Origin of the sequence: Streptomyces sp. NPDC090083, assembly GCF_044747445.1 — a bacterium.
GTDB lineage: Bacteria > Actinomycetota > Actinomycetes > Streptomycetales > Streptomycetaceae > Streptomyces.
The window spans coordinates 477995-498323 of record NZ_JBIVED010000003.1 but is presented as its reverse complement, the minus strand read 5'-3'; the positions used below and the strand labels follow the sequence as shown (position 1 = coordinate 498323).

Genomic DNA, 20329 nt, shown 5'->3' with positions numbered 1-20329 from the left:
ACGCCGACGGTCAAGGTTACGGGGCCGCAGCCGAACGGGTCAAACCGGGCCCCTGGAGGTGTGCGACCGGTCACACGGACCGGCCGCACCCTCCCTGGGTTCAGCCCTCGTCGGTGGAGGCGGTGACGGAGGACGGGCTCGTCCGCTCCGCCGCCGCGGTCTTCTTCGACGTGGTCTTGGCGGCCTTCTTGGCCGTCGTCTTCTTCGCGGCCGTCTTCTTGGCCGCGGTCTTGGTGGCCGCCGTCTTCTTGGCGACCGCCTTCTTCGCCGGGGCCTTCTTGGCGGCCTTGCGAGCGGCCGTCTTCTTGACCGGAGGCGCGGCCTCGACATCGGATGCGACATCGGCCTCGGCGACCGGTGCCTCCGCCGCGGCCGACGGTACGACCGTCACGGCCGCCTCCTCGGACGCGGTCGGCGCGGTGGCCTTGCGCACGGCACGACGCCTCGGGCGGGCCGGAGCCGCGCTCTCGGCGGGCGCCTCGGGCTCGGGCTGCTCGGCGGGCACGGGCGCCTCGACGACCACCGGAGCGGGCGCCTCGGTCACCGTCACCACGGCGGCCTCCTCAGACCCGGCCGGAGACCCGGCGGGCGCGGTCGCCTTGCGGGTCGCACGACGGCGCGTACGCCCCTTGGGCGCGGCATTGTCGGCCACGGGAGCCTCGACGACCGGCGCCGGGGTCTCCTCGACCGCCGGAGCCTCGACCACCGGGTCCTCCACGGCGACCGGCTCGGCCTGCGCGACGGCGGCCGGCTCGGCCTCCTCACGCACCTCGCGCGACTGCCGCTCGCCCCGCGGCGCACCGGCCGGAGCCGACGCCCGCCGGCTCGTCCGGCGCCGCGAACGCCCACCACGGGTGGCCGCGGCCTCCGCCTCGGCGGCGCTGCTGTACAGGTCCTCGTCGGGCCGGAAGGTGTCCGCCTGCGGCTTCGCCGAGGGGGACTCGGTGAACGGAACCGGCGTGGCGACCTCGGCCGCCACCTCCGCCTCGGTCTCGACCTCGTCGTCGACCACGTCGTGCTCGTGCTCGTGCGTGTCGTGACCGTCGTGGCTGTCGTGCGCCTGTCCGTCACCACCGCGCCCGCGCCGCTTGCGCTTGCCGCCGCCACCGGCCGAGGTGGGCTGCTCCATGTGCACGATGACACCGCGGCCGTTGCAGTGGACGCAGGTCTCGGAGAAGGACTCCAGCAGGCCCTGGCCGACGCGCTTGCGGGTCATCTGGACCAGGCCCAGCGAGGTGACCTCGGCGACCTGGTGCTTCGTGCGGTCGCGCCCGAGGCATTCGAGCAGCCGGCGCAGGACCAGGTCCCGGTTGGACTCCAGGACCATGTCGATGAAGTCGATGACGACGATGCCGCCCAGGTCGCGCAGCCGCAGCTGGCGCACGATCTCCTCGGCCGCCTCCAGGTTGTTCCTGGTCACGGTCTCTTCGAGGTTGCCGCCCTGACCGGTGAACTTGCCGGTGTTGACGTCGATCACGATCATCGCTTCGGTCTTGTCGATGACCAGCGAACCGCCGCTCGGCAGCCAGACCTTGCGGTCCAGCGCCTTCATCAGCTGCTCGTCGATGCGGTACGTCGCGAAGACGTCGACCTCGGAGGTCCAGCGGGAGAGCCGGTCGGCGAGGTCGGGGGCGACGTGCGCGACATAGCCGTGGATGGTGTCCCACGCCTCGTCGCCGCTGACGATGACCTTGGTGAAGTCCTCGTTGAAGATGTCGCGCACGACACGGACGGTCATGTCCGGCTCGCCGTACAGCAGCGTCGGCGCGTTGCCGCTCTTCGACTTCTTCTGGATGTCCTCCCACTGCGCCTGGAGGCGTTCGACGTCACGGCGCAGCTCGTCCTCGCTCGCGCCCTCGGCGGCGGTGCGCACGATGACGCCCGCGTCCTCGGGGACGATCTTCTTGAGGATGGTCTTCAGCCGGGCCCGCTCGGTGTCGGGCAGCTTGCGGCTGATGCCGGTCATCGAGCCCTCGGGGACGTACACGAGGTACCGCCCCGGCAGGGAGACCTGGCTGGTCAGACGTGCGCCCTTGTGCCCGATCGGGTCCTTGGTGACCTGCACGAGGACCGACTGGCCGGACTTCAGGGCGGACTCGATGCGGCGCGGCCCGTTGGCCATGCCGAGCGCCTCGAAGTTGACCTCACCGGCGTACAGGACGGCGTTGCGCCCCTTGCCGATGTCGATGAACGCGGCCTCCATGGAGGGCAGCACGTTCTGGACCTTGCCCAGGTAGACGTTGCCGACGTACGAGGTCGACTGCTCCTTGTTGACGTAGTGCTCGACGAGCACGCCGTCCTCCAGGACGCCGATCTGCGTGCGCTCGCCGGTCTGCCGGACGACCATCACGCGCTCGACGGCCTCGCGGCGGGCCAGGAACTCCGCCTCGGTGATGATCGGGACGCGGCGGCGGCCCTGCTCGCGGCCTTCACGGCGGCGCTGCTTCTTGGCCTCAAGACGCGTGGAGCCCTTGATGGACTGCACCTCGTCGCTGGGGTGGTCGTCCTTCTTGGCGCGCGGCTCGCGGACCTTGACGACGGTGCGCTCGGGGTCGTCCGACGACGCGTTCGACTCGCTGTCGCCGCCCGAGTCACCGGCGCGACGACGCCGGCGACGGCGGCGACGGCTGCTGCTCGACCCGGAACCGCCCTGGTCGTCGTCCGCCTCCTCGGCGTCCTCCTCGACCTGCTCGGCGGTGTCCTGCGCGGCCTGCTCGGCGTACTCCTCGCCGTCCTCGCCCTCGTCCTCACCGGTGGCGGACTCGCCACGGCGACGACGCCGGCCACCGCGACGGCGGCGACGGCGCGAACCGGTCTCCTCGGCCTCGTCACCGTCGGCGGAATCCTCGGCCTCGTCGGCCTCTTCGGGCTCCTCCTCCACGACGACGGCCTCGACGGCGGCGGCGGGCGCCTCGGGCTCGGCCTCGAAGGCGGCACCCCGGCGACGACGCCGACGGCGACCGCCGGTCTCCTCCTCGACGGCCTCGACCACGGCGGGCTCCGCCACGGCGACGACCTCTTCCTCGTCGTCCTCCACGGCCTCGGCGGCAGCGGCAGCGGCGGCGCGCTCCGGCGTCTGGAACATCGGCTCGGTGAAGACGGGCGCCTGGAACACGGCCACGGCGGGCCTGCGGGGCCGGCGCGGGCCGTCCTCCTCCTCGGCGGCGTTCCCGTTCTTGGGCGCGGGCGCGGAGAACCCTCCGGCGGCGGTCCGCACGGCCCGGCGGCGACGGCGCGGGGCGGTCTCCTCGGCCGGCTCGGCGTCCGCCTTGGTCTCCGTGCTGGTCTCGTCGTTCACAGGGGCCTCCTCGCCCACGGGCGTCCCGGCAGGCGCGGACACACGGCGCGTGGCGCGACGACGGCTCCGACGCGGCCCGGCATCCTCGTCGGACGCGGCGGCGGCGGAACCTTCGGTCACTTCTTCGGTCACTGCGGCGGGTTCGACACTCCCGGCAGCCTCGGCGACCTCGGCGGTCTCGACGGCGGCCTCGGGCGCACCGGCGGGCGCGGACACCCGGCGCGTGGCACGCCGGCGCGTACGCCCGGCGGGCGCGCCGGTCGCTTCCTCCACGACAGCGGGCGCCTCGGCGACGACGGGCTCGGCGGCGGGCTCCGCCACCGGCTCCGGCTCGGTCACGGCGGCCGGTGCGACGGCCTCGGGCGCGACGGTCTCCGGCGCGGTCACCCGGCGGGTGGCACGACGGCGGCTGCGCTTCGGCGCGGCGTCCTCGTCGGACGCGACGGCCGGCGCCTCCTCCTCCACGGCGGCGGGCGCGGCAACGGCCGGCACCACGATCTCGGCCGCCTCGGGCACCTCGCTCGCCTCGGGCGCACCGGCGGGCGCAGACGCCCGGCGAGTGGCACGCCGACGCGGGCGCCCGGCGGGCGCCGCCTCGTCCGCAACCGGTGGCTGAGCGGCAGCGGGGGCCACGACGCTCTCGTCGGCCCCGCTCTTCTCTTCTGCGGCGCTCACCTCGGCCGCTATGGCCGGAGCGCTGTTCTCGACCGCGCCCTCGGCGGCGGTCGGCGGTCCCGCTGGGCGAGACGCGGCGCGGCGCCTGCGGCGCGGCGGCAGCGTGTCGCTCGGGCTGTTCAGTTCGGAACCCTCTGCGGGTTCGGTCGGTTCGAGCATGCGGGCGTTTCTCCCGTCAGGCTCCCGGGCGCCGCGCCTGGCCCGGCATGGATGCCGGTGACGTCCGCGGCTCGCGCGTTGCGCGGTGCCGCCGTCCGGGGCGCGGGCGCCGCACGGGAGCTCTCTGTGTCCTGTCTCGCCGGTTCCGTACGCCCAGATGCGGACGGCCTGGCGAAAGTCTTGTGGTCGGTGCGCCGCCCGACCCAGGTGGCTCCCGAGTCCGAGGGCTGCGCTACGACGTCCGTCCTACGCGGAACCTTCCCTACGCCGGCGCCTTCGCGGCGGCGGCTTCGGCGACCGCGCGGTGCGCGGTCTCTGCTGCCTCGCGGTCGGGCGCGAGCGGGTCGGTCACCGTGCCGGTCTCTTCATCGAACAGCCCCTGCGCCAGCCTGGTCACCGCTGCGGCGACCGGCGGCGCCAGGTCGGCCACGGCGCGAAGACCGGACAGGACGTCGTCGGGTCGAACGGCAGGCGTCACGTGCCGAACAACCAGCCGCAGTATCGCACAGGCCTGGTCGTTAGGCCCATCAAGGGGCGCGGCTTCAGCCGCTCCAGTGGAGCCGCCGCTTGCGGCGGGCCGTGCATCGGGCGTCACGGACATGGCGTCGAGGCTCGCCACGGCGGGGCGGGCGTCGAACGTGCGCATGCCGTTCTTGGCCATGCGCTGGACCTCGACGCTCTCGGCCGCGTTGAACGCGGCCACCGCGCGCTCGGCGTCCTCGGGTGCCACCCCGTCGAGCCGCAGCTCCCACACGGAAGCCGTGAGCCGGTCGGCGAGCCCGGAGGTACGGGCCTCGACCGCGTCGACGATGTCGAGGCCCACGGGCATCGACTCGTCGAGCAGCTCACGCAGCTTGTCGGGGTCGCGCTCGGCCGTGAGCGCGATCTCCAGGTATTCCGCTTCGCTGCCCGTGCCGGTGGGTGCGGCATTGGCGTACGACACCTTCGGATGCGGCGTGAACCCCGCCGAGTACGCCATCGGCACCTCGGCGCGGCGCAGCGCACGCTCGAAGGCGCGCTGGAAGTCACGGTGGCTGGTGAACCGGAGGCGGCCGCGCTTGGTGTAGCGCAGTCGGATGCGCTGCACCGCGGGTGCGGGCGGCGGGCCTTCGGGCTGTCGCTTGCCCAGTGTCCTAGTCCTTCGTGAGAACGGTCGTACTTCTACCAAGAGTACGTGTGTCGTCGCTCATCGGTTCCCGCGGCTCCACCGGCCGGGGCACCCGCGGCTCACCGAAGACCATCCGCCGGACGTCGGCGCGGGCCTGCCGGGCGGAGTCGCGGACGGCGGTCAGCACCTGCCGGGTGACCCGTCCCACAGCGCGCGCGGCCTCGGCGGCCGGCCGCAGCACGAGGTCCCGTACGACGTGTCCGACCGGGGTGAGGATCGTCCGGTACACCCAGCTCACGGGCGCGACGAAGATCCACCGGAAGAGGGTCGCGAGGGCCCGCCCCACGGCGAGCGAGACATGCCCGGCGATCCGCCAGGCGTGCCCGAGGGCGTCCCGCACCTCCCGCCCGACGACGGCGAGCACGCGCCCGACCGGGGTCAGCACCCAGCGCCAGAGACCGACGGCGGGCAGCACGAGCAGGATCCGGGCGGTCCAGTAGAGGACGAACCCGAATCCGGTACCGACCGCCCGCACCAGCCGCAGCGCACCCCGCCCGCATTGGGCGAGGGCCCGCCCGACCGGCGTGAGGACCCAGACGTACAGCCATCCGGCGGGCACGACGAACAGACAGCGCCCGAGCCGGGCCACGGCGACGGCGACCCCGCCCGCCACCCACGCCACACCGGCGGCCACCCCGTTGAGGGCCCACGCGCACGCGTGCCCGACGGGAGTGAGCACGCGCGCGTAGACCCACGCCAGACCGGCCGCGATCCGCCCGGCGCTCCAGACGAGGCCGTGCCCGAGCGGGGTGAACACGTACCGGTACAGCCAGCCGAGCGGCACCAGGAGAAGAGCATGGACGAGGAGGCCGAGCCCCTTGGCCAGCGGCACGACCACGTACCGCCACATCGGCACGACCGCGTACCGCCACAGCGCCACCCACGGCCACACGAACACCGCGCGGCCCACCGGTCGCAGCACGGTCCGGTACAGGAACCGCCCGCCGACCACCAGCGCGTCCCACACCAGCCGCACGGGCACGACGAGCACGAGCACGACGATGCGCACCGGGACGCGGATCGCGACGGCGAGACACCCCTCGGGCGGCCGCGGCGACGGCCTCGCGAGGATCGGCTGCTTCTCGGATTCCACAGCGGCGTCCACATCAACTTCCGTAGGGGCGTCCATATCAACCAGGACGCCTCAGCGCCCTGTCCGTATCCAGTACCGCAGTTTTCCGCCCCGCTCGTCCTCGAACTCCCCGCCGACGGCCTCGATCACCTTGCGGGACGCGACGTTGGTGACATCACAGGTCACGAGGACCTCCTCCAGACCCAGCGCCCGGGCGTACGGCAGCACGTCACGCAGCATCGCGGTCGCGTGGCCCCTCCGCCGGGCCCCGGGCCGGACGCCGTACCCGATGTGACCGCCGTGGTCGAGCAGCCATCGAGTGAGCCGGTGCCGTATCTGGATACGGCCGAGGTAGGTGTCGCCGTCCACGTACCAGTACCAGGTGTGCGGCACGAACCCCTCCGGCCGCCGCCCGTCCTCGGCCGACTCCTGCCGCACCGCCTCGACATACCGCGCGAACCCCTCGGGCCGCCGCCACGCTTCCCCGTGTTCCCGCAGCTCACGTGCCAGGGCACCGGCGGAGAAGTCGTCCTCGGTGACGTGCTCGCGCACCGCGTCCAGGAACGAGACCCGGAACCGCGCGTCGGGCAGGATCAGTCGGGCCATCGGTCAGGGTGCCGGGTCGGCGGTCGGCGACAGCAGCGCGTCGACGATCTCCCGCAGCGGCGCGGCCAGTTGGTCGGCGGTCGCGTCGCGCAACGGCCGCAGGCCCACGGCGGAGCGCACGACGGCGACGCCCACGCCGAGGGCGACGAGGAGTTCCGCGCGCAGCAGCCGTTCCTCGTCCTCCCCGGCCTCCCCGGCCTCACCCTCCGATCCCTCGCCGGACGCCTGGAGGATCTGGTGGCTGAAGTCGTCCAGGGCCTTGCGGCGCAGGGCGTCCACGCGTTCGTCGCCGGAGCCGCGCAGGAGCATCAGGACGGGGTGTTCGCCGAACTCCGGCCAGGCGCCCGCGGACAGTTGGTGGCTGAGCGCCTCGGCGAGGCCGGCCCGGTCCGAGGGGAACCGCTCATCGCGGCCCAGGAAGCGGGGAGTCGAGGCGAGGGCGGCTTTGAACAGGCCCTCCTTCGAGTCGAAGTACCGTTTGATCAGGGCCAGGTTGACGCCGACGTCGGCGGCAACGTCCCGCAGCGTCGTGCGGTCGTAGCCGAGCCGGGTGAAACGGCTGCTCGCGGCCTCCAGCAGCGCCTGCCGGGTCGCCGCCGCGTCCCGCCGACGACGCCCGTCGCCCGCGTTCCCGCCCTCACTCACGCCCTCGCGATCGCCCGCTCCACCCTCGTCACGCAGCTCGCCCGTCACCACCGGCGGCCTCCCTCCAGCACCCTCGGCCAGCTCAAGTCAGCTCAAGTCATCACTCGTTGACATGACTACAGGGCATGATTACGTTAGGCAAGTAATCACTTGATGACTTAGTCGCCTCTCCCTCCTCCCCGGCTCCCCTACTCCCCTGCCCCCTGTTCTCCCTCCCCACCTCGAAAGGCACGCGGTGTCCCAGCAAGCCCTTCTCGTCATGGACGTCCAGCAGATGATCGTGGACCGCTATCCGGACCCGGCGTATCTGCCGCGCCTGCGCGAGGCGATCGGCGCGGCCCGCGCGAACGGCGTCCCCGTGATCCATGTGACCGTCGGATTCCGCCCGGGCGCCCCGGAGATCAGCCCCCGCAACAAGATGTTCGGCAGACTCGCGGGCGCCCCCGCGTCGGCCCAGGCCAACGAGATCCACCCGGACGTGGCGCCCGGCCCCGACGACATCGTCGTCACCAAGCGCCGTGTCAGCGCGTTCGCCGGCAGCGACCTCGACATGGTGCTGCGGGCGAAGGGCATCGACCACCTGGTCCTGACGGGCATCGCCACCAGCGGGGTCGTCCTGTCCACCCTTCGCCAGGCCGCCGACCTGGACTTCACCCTCACCGTCCTGTCCGACGGCTGCCTCGACAACGACCCGGAGGTCCACCGCGTCCTCACGGAGAAGGTGTTCCCGAGGCAGGCGGAGGTGACGACCGTGGCCGAGTGGGTCGCCGCGCACTGAACTCCCTATATTGAGGCGGGCACTTGAGGCCGGTGCGGGACTCCCGTCCACACCGGCCCGAGGTCAACGGCTCAGCGATCCGGGGGGATTGAGCGCTCGTGGGACCAGTCAGAACACGCGGAGCGGCCGTACTGGCCGCCTTCTGCGCCGTGGCCGCCGTCCTGGTCTTCGCCGCCTGCGGGACGCGGCTCGCGGGCAGTGCGGGCGGTACGGACGGGGCGACACCGACCGGGCCGATCCCCTGGACAACGGAGGAACCCTCCCGGGTCCTGGGGGCCCAACTGGACGACGATCAGCGCACGTTGACCCTGACCGCCCAGGTACCCGACGGCAGGCGCCCGTGCGTGCGGGGGCTCAAGGCCGTGGTCACCGACACGGAGAACGACACCGTGTGGGTCCAGATCACCTTCTCCTCCCCCTCGGGGGACCGGAACTCCGGCTGCACCAGGGAACGAACGGCCGCGACACGGGTCCGGCTGCCTCGGCCCCTGGGAAACCAGAAGCTGGTCGTCGACACCGAAAGTCAATTCACCACCGACGGCGCCCAGTTGCCCGCGCTGCGCCTGTGCGGCGAACTCGGCTGTCACCCGCCGGCCACCGGCTGCACCACCGCCTCCTACGACCAGGCGCTCATCGCGGCCGACGCCCCCGCGCACACCTACCGCGACGCGGAACACTGCGACGGCAAGTGGCTGGTGCTCGACTTCTCCTGGCGCACGGGCCCGGTCTGCGGCGACACGACCGCGACCCCGTCCGGCTGCACGTCCCGGCTGGGCGACCGCTGGTTCTTCCGCGCGAAGCCCGCCGGCTGGGCACCGATCACGTCGAGCGCGACGGGTGGCTGCGCGGCCGTACGGCGCGCGGAACCGGCGTTCCCCACGGCACTGTGCGCGGACCTGCCCCCGCTCTCCCCCACCCTGCACCCGAGCCACCCACCGGCTTCACCGTCCGGCGGGTGACTCCCCGGCGCACCTGCGCAGGGGGCCCCGCGGTGCCCCAGGTGGGGCACACCTTTAGACACCCACACCGGCCCACCCCCACCGACCGATGAGTTCCGGCACGCGGCGGAGTCCACCCCGTACCAGGGGACAACCCTGCCCACACCACAAGCAATGTGAGGGATCATGACCGCCGACGCACTGCCGCCCGTCGTGGACATCGCCACGTGGGAGTCCCGGCTCGCGGCTCTCCGTACTCGGGAGAAGGCCGCGACCCGGGAGCTGGACGCCATCGCCGCCGAGCGCCGTCGGCTGCCGATGGTGGAGATGCCCGACTACACCCTCGACGGCGCGGACGGCCCCGTACGGCTGGCGGAACTCTTCGACGGCAAGCGGCAGTTGATCGTCTACAACCACATGTGGTTCGCCGACAAGGACTGGCAGTGCCCGGGCTGCACCGGATTCACCTCGCAGTTCACACGTCTGGAGTTCCTGGACAACTACGACGCCCGCTTCGTCATCGTCACCCAGGGCCCGATCGACGAGGCCCTCGCCTACAAGGAGCGCGTCGGCAACCGGATGCCCTGGTACTCGACGGCGAACAGCCCCTTCGGCACGGACGTGGGCGCCCCGCCCGACGGCGGCTTCGCCGTCAACGTCTTCCTCCGCCACGGGGACACCGTCTACCGCACCTGGCACACCGACGGCCGCGGCACCGAGCAGCTCACCCACACCTTCGCCCTGATCGACCTCCTGCCCTACGGCCGCCAGGAGCAGTGGCAGGACTCCCCCACCGGCTGGCCCCAGTCCCCCACCTACAGCGGCTGGGCAGGCTCGAAGGACATCGCGGCGCTGTACGGCCCCCACCCGGGCTGAGGACACGACAGACCGGCGACCGGGCCCGGCCAGGCGGCGCGTCACTCCACGTGGCGGAGAGGCCGGGCTCGGTCCGAACCGCAACCGCTCAGACCTGCCGCCGGGACAGCGACAGCCGGCGCCGCTCCCGGTCGATGTCCACGGCGACGACCGTCAGCTCATCGCCGACCTGGACGACGTCCTCCGGCGCGGACACGGGCACCGGGCTCAGCTCGGACAGATGCACCATGCCCTCGATGCCGTCGGCGACCTCCACGAAGACACCGAACGGGACGAGTTTCGTCACCCGCCCGTTCAGCTTCTGTCCCACCACGACGCCGTCGACGAACCCCGGGAAGGGGTCCGGCTGCATCGCCCGCAGGGACAGGCGCGCCTCCCCGTTCCATGTGTCGAACTGCAAGAACTCACACGACAAGCGCTGCCCGACCTCGACGACCTCGGTCGCCGCCTCGAAACGACGCCAGGACAACTCGGGGTACGTGATGAAACCGACGCCGGGATAGATCGGGTGGGCAGGGCCCTCGTCCAGTGCCACGAACACACCGAAGCGTTCGATCGACGCCACCGTGCCGGTCAGAATCTCACCAGGCCGAAGCCGCTTGAGGAACGCCCAGAGTTCCGGGTTTTCGGTGGCCGCCATCGACAGCCGTGCCTGACCCGCATCCACAGCCATCACCTCGGCAGTGATCCGTTGTCCTACCTCCGCCACCTCGGCGAAGCGCCGGCGCCAGGAGCCGTCCAGCGCCCCCACCCACCCCAGCGGCGAGGCAGCGAAACCGTCCAGGATCACCGTCACCTCGGACCGCGTGACCGCCGCAATCGTTCCCGAGCGGAGATCACCGACCTTGATCGCCGCCAGAAACGCCCTGGCAGCCTGATCGACCGGCACATCCCCCATGCGGGTCAGGCTCTCACAAGAGGGCCACCTCAGTGCGCGTGCCCGCCCCCCGTCCCCGCGGGCTGCTTCACCGTCAGCGGGAGCAGTTTCTTGCCCGTCGGGCCGATCTGGATGTGGGTGTCCATCTGCGGGCGCACGCAAACGGGCACTCGGGGCCGAGGGCTGCACCAAAACAAAGATCATCGAGGCCAAGCCCGGACAGCTTCCCACCATGTAGAGGGCCGCACGAGCGCCCCGGCCTCAACCAAAAGGCCAGGCTCAAGGCAGACGTGCGATGCCTCGACTACGACGCCACGGCGTCGCCACACCCCCTTACACTTTCGCCACACACCCTGGGGGGTAAATGAGCAGCGACACCACTTCCGCGCGAAGATCGCGGAGGCACGTCATCCTCACGGGCGTCCTCATCGCCGTCCTCGCCGCACAATCCACCGCACTCATCGTCCAACAGACACAGATCAGCAACCTGGAACACAAGGCCAGCCGGCCCGGCCGCTCCGGCCCCTCAGGGCCTCCCGGACCAGCAGGTCCACCCGGACCGATCGGCCTCACCGGGCCAGCAGGGAAAGACGGCAAGGATGGGCAAGACGCCATCGGAACCGCCAGCATCCCGAGCAACCCCCAGGTGCAGCTCACCGAGACCGAGGCACGCGCCCACTGCGAGACAGTCGCCGACCGCGCCTACCCCAGCGGGGGTAACACCGGCGACCAGTCACTCGACACCCTCACCGATGCCTACAGCGCCACCATGCACGAGAAGATCTTCAAGCAGTGCATGGGCGAACAGGGCTACCCGCAGTAGAAGCAACAACACTCGCCTCGGCGGCGGCCGCGATCCGCGATCGCCCGCCATCCTCTGCACGAGAGCAGAGGCAAGACCCGGAGGGATGGATCCGCGGCTCACAGCGGGTCAACCAGAAACCCGACGCGTTCTACACTTTGGCCCGGCATGACTTGGGGGTCACCGAGCCCCCTCCGCCATCCCGGAACTGACCCCGTGAATGGCAGCCGCAGGACCGGTCCGCCAGCTGAGCACATGGACCAGGCCGCACTTCAGCCGTGCAGCGCCTCACATCTCAAGCTAAGAGCCTCGCGGACCTCAGACCCACTCCACCACCTCAGAGTGAATCCCCAAGGAGGGTCCTGGCGGCGGCAGCGGCGTCCACGGCATCTGCCGCACGATGGGCTGCCGTCCAGACTGCGCCCCGAGCGCCCTCAGGACGGCAGCCGCCTCTTCCTCGCCGCCGTCCCCGAGTACCTCCGTGATCCGCCCCAACACCTCACTCACCTCAGTGAGAGTGACCGCTCGCAGCAGGCGAAGGACCCGCGTTCTTGACCGTCAGCGGCAGCAACTTCTTGCCCGTCGGGCCGATTTGTATGGCCGTGTCCATCTGCGGGCAGACCCCGCAGTCGAAGCACGGTGTCCACCGGCAGTCCTCGACCTCCGTCTCGTCGAGGGCGTCCTGCCAGTCCTCCCAGAGCCAGTCCTTGTCGAGGCCGGAGTCGAGGTGGTCCCAGGGGAGGACCTCCTCGTAGGTCTTCTCGCGGGTGGTGTACCAGTCGACGTCCACGCCGAACGCGGGCAGCGTCTTCTCCGCGCAGCGCATCCAGCGGTCGTAGGAGAAGTGCTCGCGCCAGCCGTCGAAGCGGCCGCCGTCCTCGTAGACCGCGCGGATGACCGCGCCGATGCGGCGGTCGCCGCGGGAGAGCAGGCCCTCGACGATGCCGGGCTTGCCGTCGTGGTAGCGGAAGCCGATCGAGCGGCCGTACTTCTTGTCTCCGCGGATCTTGTCGCGGAGCTTGGTGAGGCGGGCGTCCGTCTCCTCCGCGCTCAGCTGCGGGGCCCACTGGAACGGCGTGTGGGGCTTGGGGACGAAGCCGCCGATGGAGACGGTGCAGCGGATGTCGTTCTGGCCGGAGACCTTGCGGCCCTCGGCGATCACGTTCATCGCCATGTCGGCGATCTGCAGGACGTCCTCGTCGGTCTCGGTCGGGAGGCCGCACATGAAGTACAGCTTCACCTGGCGCCAGCCGTTGCCGTACGCCGTCGAGACCGTGCGGATCAGGTCCTCTTCCGAGACCATCTTGTTGATGACCTTGCGCATGCGCTCCGAGCCGCCCTCGGGGGCGAAGGTGAGGCCCGATCGCCGTCCGTTGCGGGTCAGCTCGTTCGCCAGGTCGACGTTGAACGCGTCCACGCGGGTCGACGGGAGGGACAGGCCGATCTTGTCCTCCTCGTAGCGGTCCGCGAGGCCCTTCGCGACCTCGGCGATCTCCGAGTGGTCCGCGGAGGACAGGGAGAGCAGGCCGACCTCCTCGAAGCCGGTCGCCTTGAGGCCCTTCTCGACCATGTCGCCGATGCCCGTGATCGACCGCTCCCGCACCGGGCGGGTGATCATGCCCGCCTGGCAGAAGCGGCAGCCGCGCGTGCAGCCGCGGAAGATCTCGACCGACATCCGCTCATGGACCGTCTCGGCGAGCGGGACCAGCGGCTGCTTCGGGTACGGCCATTCGTCGAGGTCCATGACGGTGTGCTTCGACACCCGCCACGGGACACCGCTCCTGTTCGGTACGACCCGCGCGATGCGGTGGTCCGGCAGGTACTCGACGTCGTAGAACGCGGGGATGTAGACGGAGCCCGTCTTCGCGAGGCGGAAGAGGACCTCCTCGCGGCCACCGGGGCGGCCCTCCGCCTTCCAGCCGCGGATGATCTTCGTCATGTCGAGCACGGCCTGCTCGCCGTCGCCGATGACGACCGCGTCGACGAAGTCGGCGATCGGCTCGGGGTTGAAGGCCGCGTGGCCGCCGGCGAGCACGATCGGGTCGTCGATCGTCCGGTCCTTCGACTCCAGCGGGATGCCCGCGAGGTCCAGGGCCGTGAGCATGTTCGTGTAGCCGAGTTCGGTGGAGAAGCTCAGGCCGAAGACGTCGAACGCGCCCACCGGGCGGTGACTGTCGACCGTGAACTGCGGGACCCGGTGCTCCCGCATCAGCGCCTCCAGGTCCGGCCACACGCTGTACGTGCGCTCGGCGAGGACGCCCTCCTGCTCGTTCAGGACCTCGTAGAGGATCATGACGCCCTGGTTGGGCAGGCCGACCTCGTAGGCGTCCGGGTACATCAGTGCCCAGCGGACGTCGCACGACTCCCACGGCTTGACGGTGGAGTTGAGCTCGCCGCCGACGTACTGGATCGGCTTCTGCACCTGCGGGAGCAGGGCTTCGAGCTGCGGGAAAACGGACTCTGCGGCCGCAGCGACTTCGGCAGGCATCTCGCGAACCTTTGTGAGCGGGGCTGGACGGACGGGTGACCATCCAGACTAACGCGATCCCGGACCTCACCCGTACGCACCAGGGATCACCCCTGGCCCGGCCCCTCCGCCACGATCGTCCTCCAGGCCTCCGGCAGGGCCGCCTCCACCCCGGCCGCCCGCTGCTCCTCGCGTCCGTACAGCACCCCGTAGGTGAAGGAACTCTCCCCCGCCGCGTGCGCGACCGCGGACAGCTCCCGCAGGGTCACCCGGACCATCACGCTGTCCTGGTGCTCACCGAGCAGGCTGGTCAGGGACTTCATGGACTTGGCGAGCGCGCGGGCCGAGGCGCCGAGCGCCGGGGTCGCCGCCTCCGCCGCGTACCGCGTGCGCTTCGCCTTCTTGCGCGCCTCGTGCAGCGCGAGGTCACGGTCCGCGCCGGGCGGCGCCTCCAGCGCCTCCGCGACGAGCGCGGAGACCTTCCCGAAGTCCTTGCGCACAGCCTTGGCGACCGCCTTCTCCGGCTTGCCCGCGGCGTCCTTCAGCAGGGGCGGTTCGGCGATCAGCGCGTCCAGGGTGTCGAGGAGCGCGAGGTACCGCCGGGAGTCGAGGACGCCGATCAGCCGCCGTCGCGAGCCGCCGCGCCGGGCGTTGGCCCAGGTGCGCAGCCGGGTACGGACGGGGCCGGAGATCAGGGTGCGGGGCAGTTCGCCAAGGACCGTCGTCAGCCGTTCGGTCATCACCTCGCGGTCCCGGTCGACGCCCAACTCCCCTGCCAGCCATCTCAGTTCCTCGCCGATCGGGTCAGTGGCCGCGCGGTCGAGGACCTTCCCGAACGACCGGAACGTGCTGCGCAGCCGCCGGGTGGCGACCCGCATCCGGTGCACCGAGTCGTAGGCGTCCTGCCGTACGGCCGGGTCGAGTTCGAGGATCGCGTCGCGCTGGGCGCGGACGTAGGCGAGGACGTGGTCGCCCGCGGTGACCGGGTCGCGCGGGGCGGTCGCGGAGGCCTTGCGCTTCTTCTTCGCGGACCCGGGAGCCGTCTCCCGCAGCGCCCTGGCCAGTTTGGAGGAGGACGAGGACGGCCGGACGCCCGCCTTGCGCAGCCGCTTCTCCACCTTGTCGAGGAACACCGGGTCGCCGCCGTCGGCGAGTTCGACCTCGATCTCGGTCCACTGGGCGGTGCCGCCGCCCTCGGTGAGGCGTTCCGCGCGGACGGCGTCCACGCTGACCTCGGCGAGGAGTCCGCCCTGGGCGTCGACGAGGTGGCGTACGTCGCGGTCGGAGCGCAGGCGGACGACCGGCGCCAGCTCGGCCTCGCGGACGCGGGCGCGGACCAGGCCCGCGAGGGTGCGCGGCAGGGTGTCGGAGAGGGGTTCGCGGATCTCGTCGCGGACGCCGGGCGCGACCGGCACCTTCAGGTGCCAGCCGGCGTCGGAGCCTCCGGTGCGGCGGCGCAGGGTGAGTTCGGCGGCGGCGAGGCGTTCGTCGGCCGTGTCGTAGTACACGGCGTCGAGGCTCATGACGCCCTTGTCGATGACGGTCGCGACGCCGGCGACGGCGGTCAGGTCGGGCAGACCGCTGTCGTCGGACTCGTACTTGCGCTCGATCTCCCGCTGTGTGTCCGCCATGCACCGAATCTAGTTGCTGACGAGCCGGGATGGCAGAGGGCGTCCGAAATGAACCCCCGGGAAACTCGGGCAAACCGGGTGGTCATGACGGGGTGAGGAAAGGGACTAGGCGGACATCGGGCGTTGCACGCGGATCGACTGGAGCAGCCCCACCGCGAGCCACACGGCGAACATCGATGTGCCGCCGTAGGACACGAAGGGCAGGGGCAGACCAGTGACGGGCATGATGCCGAGGGTCATGCCGACGTTCTCGAAGGCCTGGAAGGCGAACCAGGCGACGATCCCGGCGGCGACGATCGTGCCGTAGAGCTCGGTCGAGTCGCGGGCGATGCGGCAGGCGCGCCACAGGACCACGCCGAGGAGGACGAGGATCAGGCCCGCGCCGACGAAGCCCAGTTCCTCGCCCGCGACGGTGAAGACGAAGTCCGTCTGCTGCTCGGGGACGAACTGGCCTGTTGTCTGCGATCCGTGGAACAGGCCCTCGCCGGTGAGGCCGCCGGAGCCGATGGCGATGCGGGCCTGGTTGGTGTTGTAGCCGACGCCCGCCGGGTCGAGGCTCGGGTTGGCGAAGGCGGCGAAGCGGGCGATCTGGTACTCGTCCAGGAAGTGCAGCTGCCACACGGCGACGGCGCCCAGGGTGCCCGCGCCGAGCAGGCCGAAGACCCAGCGGTTGGAGGCGCCGGAGGCGAGCAGGACGCCGAGCACGATGATGACCATGACCATGACCGAGCCGAGGTCGGGCATCAGCATGACGATCATCATCGGGACCGAGGCGAGGCCGAGCGCCTGGAGGACCGTGCGGTGGTCGGGGTAGGGCTTGTCGCCCGCGTCGACCCGGGCGGCGAGGATCATCGCCATGCCCAGGATGATCGTGATCTTCACGAACTCCGAGGGCTGGAGCGAGAAGCCGCCGCCGAGCACGATCCAGGAGTGCGCGCCGTTGACCGTCGAGCCGAGCGGGGTCAGCACCAGCAGGATGCCGAACACCGAGGCGCCGTAGAGGAACGGGACGACGACGCGCAGGGTGCGGTGGCCGACCCAGATGACGCCGATCATCAGGGCGATGCCGATGCCGGTGTTCATGAGGTGGCGGATCAGGAAGTAGTACTGGTCGCCCTGGTTGATCTCGGTGCGGTTGCGGGTCGCCGAGTAGACCAGCAGCGAGCCGATCAGGGACAGGCCGACCGCGGAGAGCAGTATCGGCCAGTCCAGCCGGCGGGCCAGCGAGTCACGGGCGAAGACCCGTGTCCAGCCGGCCCGTTCGGGACCGTATCCGGAGACGGAGAAGCTGTTGCCGGTCATGTGAGCATCCTCCGGCCACCCCTTCTGCGCGGACGCCTGCGGGTGTTGCTGTTGGTCGTGTTCGCGGTCGGCGAGGTGGCGGGCGGCTGGGTGTCGTCCGTGGCGGTGACGCCCTGCTCGGTCGCCTTCTCCTGCTGCTTCTCCAGCTCCTTGGCCGGGTCGGCGGTGATCTTCGGGGAGGCGATCGTGCCGTCGGCGCGGACCTTCGGGAGGCTCGTCTGCGGCGTGGGCAGCATCGCCTTCTTCTTGTCGATGGAGCCGTCGGCCTGGACGCCGTACATCGCGTTGTAGATGTTGCGCACGGCCTCACCGGAGGCGCCGGAACCGGTACCGGCCTGCGCGATCGTCATGACGACCGTGTAGTCCTTGGTGTAGGTGGCGAACCAGGAGGTGGTCTGCTTGCCGTAGACCTCCGCCGTACCCGTCTTGGCGTGCAGCTCGATCTTGTCCTGCGGCCAGCCCTGGAACTTCCAGGCGGCGGTACCGCTGGTGACCACGCCCGCGAGGGCCTTGTCGATGCCCTTGTGGGTGGCCGCGCTGATCGGCAGCTTCGCCTTCACCTGGGGCTTGATCTCCTGGACCGTCTTGCCGTCGGCGCTGACGATCGCCTTGCCGATGGTGGGGACGTACTCGGTGCCGCCGTTGGCGAGGGCGCCGTAGATCATGGCCTCCTGGATCGGCGTGACGAGGGTGTCGCCCTGGCCGATGGAGTAGTTGATCGAGTCGCCCTCGCGCATCTTGTTGCCTTCGAGGCAGTTCTCGTACGCGATCTGCTGGACGTACGTGCCGCCCTTCTTGCCGGTCTTGCACCAGTAGGCCTTGTTGGCCTCCCAGGTCTCCTGCTTCCACTTGCGGTCCGGGACGCGGCCGGTGACCTCGTTCGGGAGGTCGACGCCGGTGATCTTGCCGAGGCCGAACTGGTGGGCCGCCTTGTAGAAGTAGTCCTTCGGCTCGCCCTTCTTCGGGTTGATGCCGCCGTCCTTCTTCCACTGGGCGTCGGCGAGACCGTAGAAGACGGTGTCGCAGGAGACCTCCAGGGCCCGGCCCAGCGAGATGGGGCCGAAGTTCTCGCCCTCGAAGTTCTTGAAGACCTGGCCGCCCACCGAGTACGAACTCGTGCAGGGGTAGCCGCCGTCCCAGGTGTAGCCGGCCTCGACCGCGGCGGCCGTGGAGACCACCTTGAACGTCGAACCGGGCGCCGACTGACCCTGTATGGCCCGGTTGAGCAGCGGGTAGTCGGAGTTCTTGCCGGTGAGCTGCTTGTAGTCCTTGGCGGAGATGCCGCCGACCCAGACGTTCGGGTCGTACGTCGGCGCGGACGCCATGGCGACGATCCGGCCGGTCTTGGCCTCCATCACGACGACGGCGCCGGAGTCGGCCTTGTAGTTCTCGCCGGTGATCTTGTCGAACTGCTGGCGGGCGCTCTTCATCGCCTTGTCGAGCTGGTACTCGGCGACCCGCTGCACCCGGGCGTCGATGCTGGTGACGAGGTTCGAACCGGGCTCCGGGGCATCGGACTTGGCCTTGCCGATGACGCGTCCGAGGTTGTCGACCTCGTAGCGGGTGACGCCGGCCTTGCCGCGCAGTTGCTTGTCGTACTCGCGCTCCAGGCCGGAGCGGCCGACCTGGTCGGAGCGGAGGTAGGGCGAGTCGCTGTCCTTGGCCTGGGTGATCTCGTCGTCGGTGACCGGCGAGAGGTAGCCGAGGACCTGGGCCACGTTGGCGTCGCCGGGGGCCGCGTAGCGCCGTACGGCCTCGGGCTCGGCGGTGATGCCGGGGAAGTCCTCGGCGCGCTCGCGGATCTGCAGGGCCTGCTTGGCGGTGGCCTCGTCGGTGATCGGGATCGGCTGGTAGGGCGAGCCGTTCCAGCAGGGCTGCGGGGTCTTCGCGTCGCACAGCCGGACCTTCTGGATGACGTCCGCGGGCTTCAGCCCGAGCACGCCGGCCAGCTTGGTGAGGACGGCCTTGCCGTCGTCCGCCTGCTTCAGCAGGTCGGTGCGGGAGGCGGAGACCACGAGCCGGGTCTCGTTGTCGGCGAGGGGCACCCCGCGCGCGTCCAGTATCGAACCGCGCACCGCGGGCTCGACGACCTGCTGGACGTGGTTGCCGGACGCTTCCTTCTGGTACGCGGAGCCCTCGCGGATCTGCAGGTACCAGAGGCGCCCGCCGAGGGTGCCGAGGAGGGAGAGGACGAGAATCTGGATGACGACGAGCCTGATCTGAACCCGTGGAGTCCGACCGGTCTCCGGGATGTTGGTCATGTGGTGCTGCCTCCCCCTCTCAGTACGTGTACGCGTCGGTGCGTGGATGAGTCATATCCGAACCGCCTGTGAGGCGGTACGCCGACTCCCAGGAGATCAAAGCCTCTTGACCCCCTTGATACGTCCCGCGCGGGCCACCCGGGCGCGCGCGGTCTTCAGCTTCAGGCCGCCGCGCTGGCCGCCGATCCGCAGCCCGGTGCCGGAGGAGAGCCAGCCCGAGGAGATGTCGGCCGACTTGGCCGCGTTCGTCTCCGCGAGCGGGTCGTTGTCGGCGCGCCGGGCCAGCGCCATGATCCCGGGGACCACGAACGGGGCGAGCAGCAGGTCGTACAGCGAGGCCGTGAACAGCAGGCTGACCAGGCCGACATGGCGGGCGGCGGTGTCGCCGACGAGGGCGCCGACACCGGCGTAGAGCAGGGTGGCGCCGATCGCGGCGGCGACCACGACGGCCATCGGGCCGGTCGCCGACTTCAGGCGGCCGTTCTCCGGCTTGGCCAGGCCCGCGAGGTAGCCGATGACGCACAGGACGAGGGCGTACCGGCCGGCCGCGTGGTCGGCGGGCGGGGCCAGGTCGGCGAGGAGGCCCGCGCCGAAGCCGATGAGGGCGCCCGCAACATGGCCGTAGACCATGGCCAGGCCGAGGACCGTGAGGAGCAGCAGGTCGGGGACCGCGCCCGGGAGGTGGAGGCGGGCGAGGACGCTCACCTGGATCACCAGGGCGACGACGACCAGCGGCACGGAGAGGAGGATCCGGTTGACACGCATGGGGATGAG

General features: G+C 71.1%; 15 protein-coding genes. 4 read left to right on the top strand and 11 right to left on the bottom strand.

All coding sequences use genetic code 11. The features are described 5' to 3' along the window. Nucleotides 1-100: 100 nt before the first annotated feature. The 5 genes from ACIPTO_RS13230 to ACIPTO_RS13210 all read right to left on the bottom strand — a co-directional run bounded on the left by ACIPTO_RS13230 (nt 101) and on the right by ACIPTO_RS13210 (nt 7674). Entirely contained in the window at nt 101-4132 is a 4032-nt protein-coding gene (locus ACIPTO_RS13230; RefSeq protein WP_401191380.1) for an Rne/Rng family ribonuclease, read from the bottom strand. A gap of 262 nt (nt 4133-4394) precedes the next feature. Continuing rightward, a complete protein-coding gene (locus ACIPTO_RS13225) occupies nt 4395-5219 on the bottom strand; it encodes a TIGR03936 family radical SAM-associated protein (protein WP_401191378.1) in 825 nt (274 codons plus the stop codon). Between the two features lie 46 nt (nt 5220-5265). Then, nucleotides 5266-6429 carry a hypothetical protein gene (locus ACIPTO_RS13220; protein ID WP_401191376.1) on the bottom strand — a complete coding sequence of 388 codons (1164 nt, stop codon included), beginning with the start codon at nt 6427-6429 and terminating at the stop codon, nt 5266-5268. Nucleotides 6430-6444: 15 nt separating this feature from the next. Further along, on the bottom strand, nt 6445-6978 hold the full coding sequence (locus tag ACIPTO_RS13215) for a GNAT family N-acetyltransferase (RefSeq protein ID WP_401191374.1): 534 nt from the start codon (nt 6976-6978) through the stop codon (nt 6445-6447). A gap of 3 nt (nt 6979-6981) precedes the next feature. After that, nucleotides 6982-7674: a TetR/AcrR family transcriptional regulator gene (locus tag ACIPTO_RS13210; RefSeq protein WP_401191372.1), complete on the bottom strand. Its 693-nt coding sequence runs from the start codon at nt 7672-7674 to the stop codon at nt 6982-6984. A gap of 184 nt (nt 7675-7858) precedes the next feature. On the opposite strand from ACIPTO_RS13210, the gene ACIPTO_RS13205 reads away from it, so the two are divergent. The 3 genes from ACIPTO_RS13205 to ACIPTO_RS13195 all read left to right on the top strand — a co-directional run bounded on the left by ACIPTO_RS13205 (nt 7859) and on the right by ACIPTO_RS13195 (nt 10215). Then, nucleotides 7859-8401 carry a cysteine hydrolase family protein gene (locus ACIPTO_RS13205; RefSeq protein ID WP_401191370.1) on the top strand — a complete coding sequence of 181 codons (543 nt, stop codon included), beginning with the start codon at nt 7859-7861 and terminating at the stop codon, nt 8399-8401. A gap of 98 nt (nt 8402-8499) precedes the next feature. Beyond that, a complete protein-coding gene (locus tag ACIPTO_RS13200; protein ID WP_401191368.1) occupies nt 8500-9360 on the top strand; it encodes a hypothetical protein in 861 nt (286 codons plus the stop codon). A gap of 165 nt (nt 9361-9525) precedes the next feature. After that, nucleotides 9526-10215, top strand: coding sequence for a DUF899 family protein (locus tag ACIPTO_RS13195; protein WP_366313537.1), 690 nt, complete (start codon nt 9526-9528; stop codon nt 10213-10215). 88 nt (nt 10216-10303) lie between these two features. Here the strand turns inward: ACIPTO_RS13195 and ACIPTO_RS13190 are convergent, their stop codons facing one another. Beyond that, nucleotides 10304-11113: a S1 RNA-binding domain-containing protein gene (locus ACIPTO_RS13190; RefSeq protein ID WP_401191366.1), complete on the bottom strand. Its 810-nt coding sequence runs from the start codon at nt 11111-11113 to the stop codon at nt 10304-10306. 625 nt (nt 11114-11738) lie between these two features. Here ACIPTO_RS13190 and ACIPTO_RS13185 point away from each other — a divergent pair. Continuing rightward, nucleotides 11739-11915, top strand: a complete 177-nt coding sequence (locus ACIPTO_RS13185) for a hypothetical protein (RefSeq protein WP_401191364.1) — start codon at nt 11739-11741, stop codon at nt 11913-11915. Between the two features lie 487 nt (nt 11916-12402). On the opposite strand, the gene ACIPTO_RS13180 is transcribed toward ACIPTO_RS13185, so the two are convergent. From ACIPTO_RS13180 to mreD, 5 genes are all read right to left on the bottom strand, one after another. Then, nucleotides 12403-14382: a TIGR03960 family B12-binding radical SAM protein gene (locus ACIPTO_RS13180; RefSeq protein WP_401191362.1), complete on the bottom strand. Its 1980-nt coding sequence runs from the start codon at nt 14380-14382 to the stop codon at nt 12403-12405. 86 nt (nt 14383-14468) lie between these two features. Next, nucleotides 14469-15992: a CHAD domain-containing protein gene (locus ACIPTO_RS13175; RefSeq protein ID WP_401191360.1), complete on the bottom strand. Its 1524-nt coding sequence runs from the start codon at nt 15990-15992 to the stop codon at nt 14469-14471. Between the two features lie 105 nt (nt 15993-16097). Further along, a complete protein-coding gene (rodA, locus tag ACIPTO_RS13170) occupies nt 16098-17294 on the bottom strand; it encodes a rod shape-determining protein RodA (RefSeq protein ID WP_366313529.1) in 1197 nt (398 codons plus the stop codon). Then, the gene (gene mrdA / locus ACIPTO_RS13165; protein WP_401191358.1) at nt 17291-19555 is read right to left on the bottom strand and encodes a penicillin-binding protein 2; all 2265 of its coding nucleotides are present in this window, start codon (nt 19553-19555) and stop codon (nt 17291-17293) included. The genes rodA and mrdA overlap by 4 nt, the downstream gene beginning before the upstream one ends. A 96-nt stretch (nt 19556-19651) precedes the next feature. Then, a complete protein-coding gene (mreD, locus tag ACIPTO_RS13160) occupies nt 19652-20320 on the bottom strand; it encodes a rod shape-determining protein MreD (protein WP_366313525.1) in 669 nt (222 codons plus the stop codon). Between the last annotated feature and the right edge of the window lie 9 nt (nt 20321-20329).

Coding starts and splice junctions, on each gene's coding strand:
- ACIPTO_RS13190 (WP_401191366.1), bottom strand. CDS start 11,113: ATGGGGGATGTGCCGGTCGATCAGGCTGCCAGGGCGTTTCTGGCGGCG.
- ACIPTO_RS13230 (WP_401191380.1), bottom strand. CDS start 4,132: ATGCTCGAACCGACCGAACCCGCAGAGGGTTCCGAACTGAACAGCCCG.
- ACIPTO_RS13180 (WP_401191362.1), bottom strand. CDS start 14,382: ATGCCTGCCGAAGTCGCTGCGGCCGCAGAGTCCGTTTTCCCGCAGCTC.
- mreD (WP_366313525.1), bottom strand. CDS start 20,320: ATGCGTGTCAACCGGATCCTCCTCTCCGTGCCGCTGGTCGTCGTCGCC.
- mrdA (WP_401191358.1), bottom strand. CDS start 19,555: ATGACCAACATCCCGGAGACCGGTCGGACTCCACGGGTTCAGATCAGG.
- ACIPTO_RS13195 (WP_366313537.1), top strand. CDS start 9,526: ATGACCGCCGACGCACTGCCGCCCGTCGTGGACATCGCCACGTGGGAG.
- rodA (WP_366313529.1), bottom strand. CDS start 17,294: ATGACCGGCAACAGCTTCTCCGTCTCCGGATACGGTCCCGAACGGGCC.
- ACIPTO_RS13215 (WP_401191374.1), bottom strand. CDS start 6,978: ATGGCCCGACTGATCCTGCCCGACGCGCGGTTCCGGGTCTCGTTCCTG.
- ACIPTO_RS13175 (WP_401191360.1), bottom strand. CDS start 15,992: ATGGCGGACACACAGCGGGAGATCGAGCGCAAGTACGAGTCCGACGAC.
- ACIPTO_RS13220 (WP_401191376.1), bottom strand. CDS start 6,429: ATGGACGCCCCTACGGAAGTTGATGTGGACGCCGCTGTGGAATCCGAG.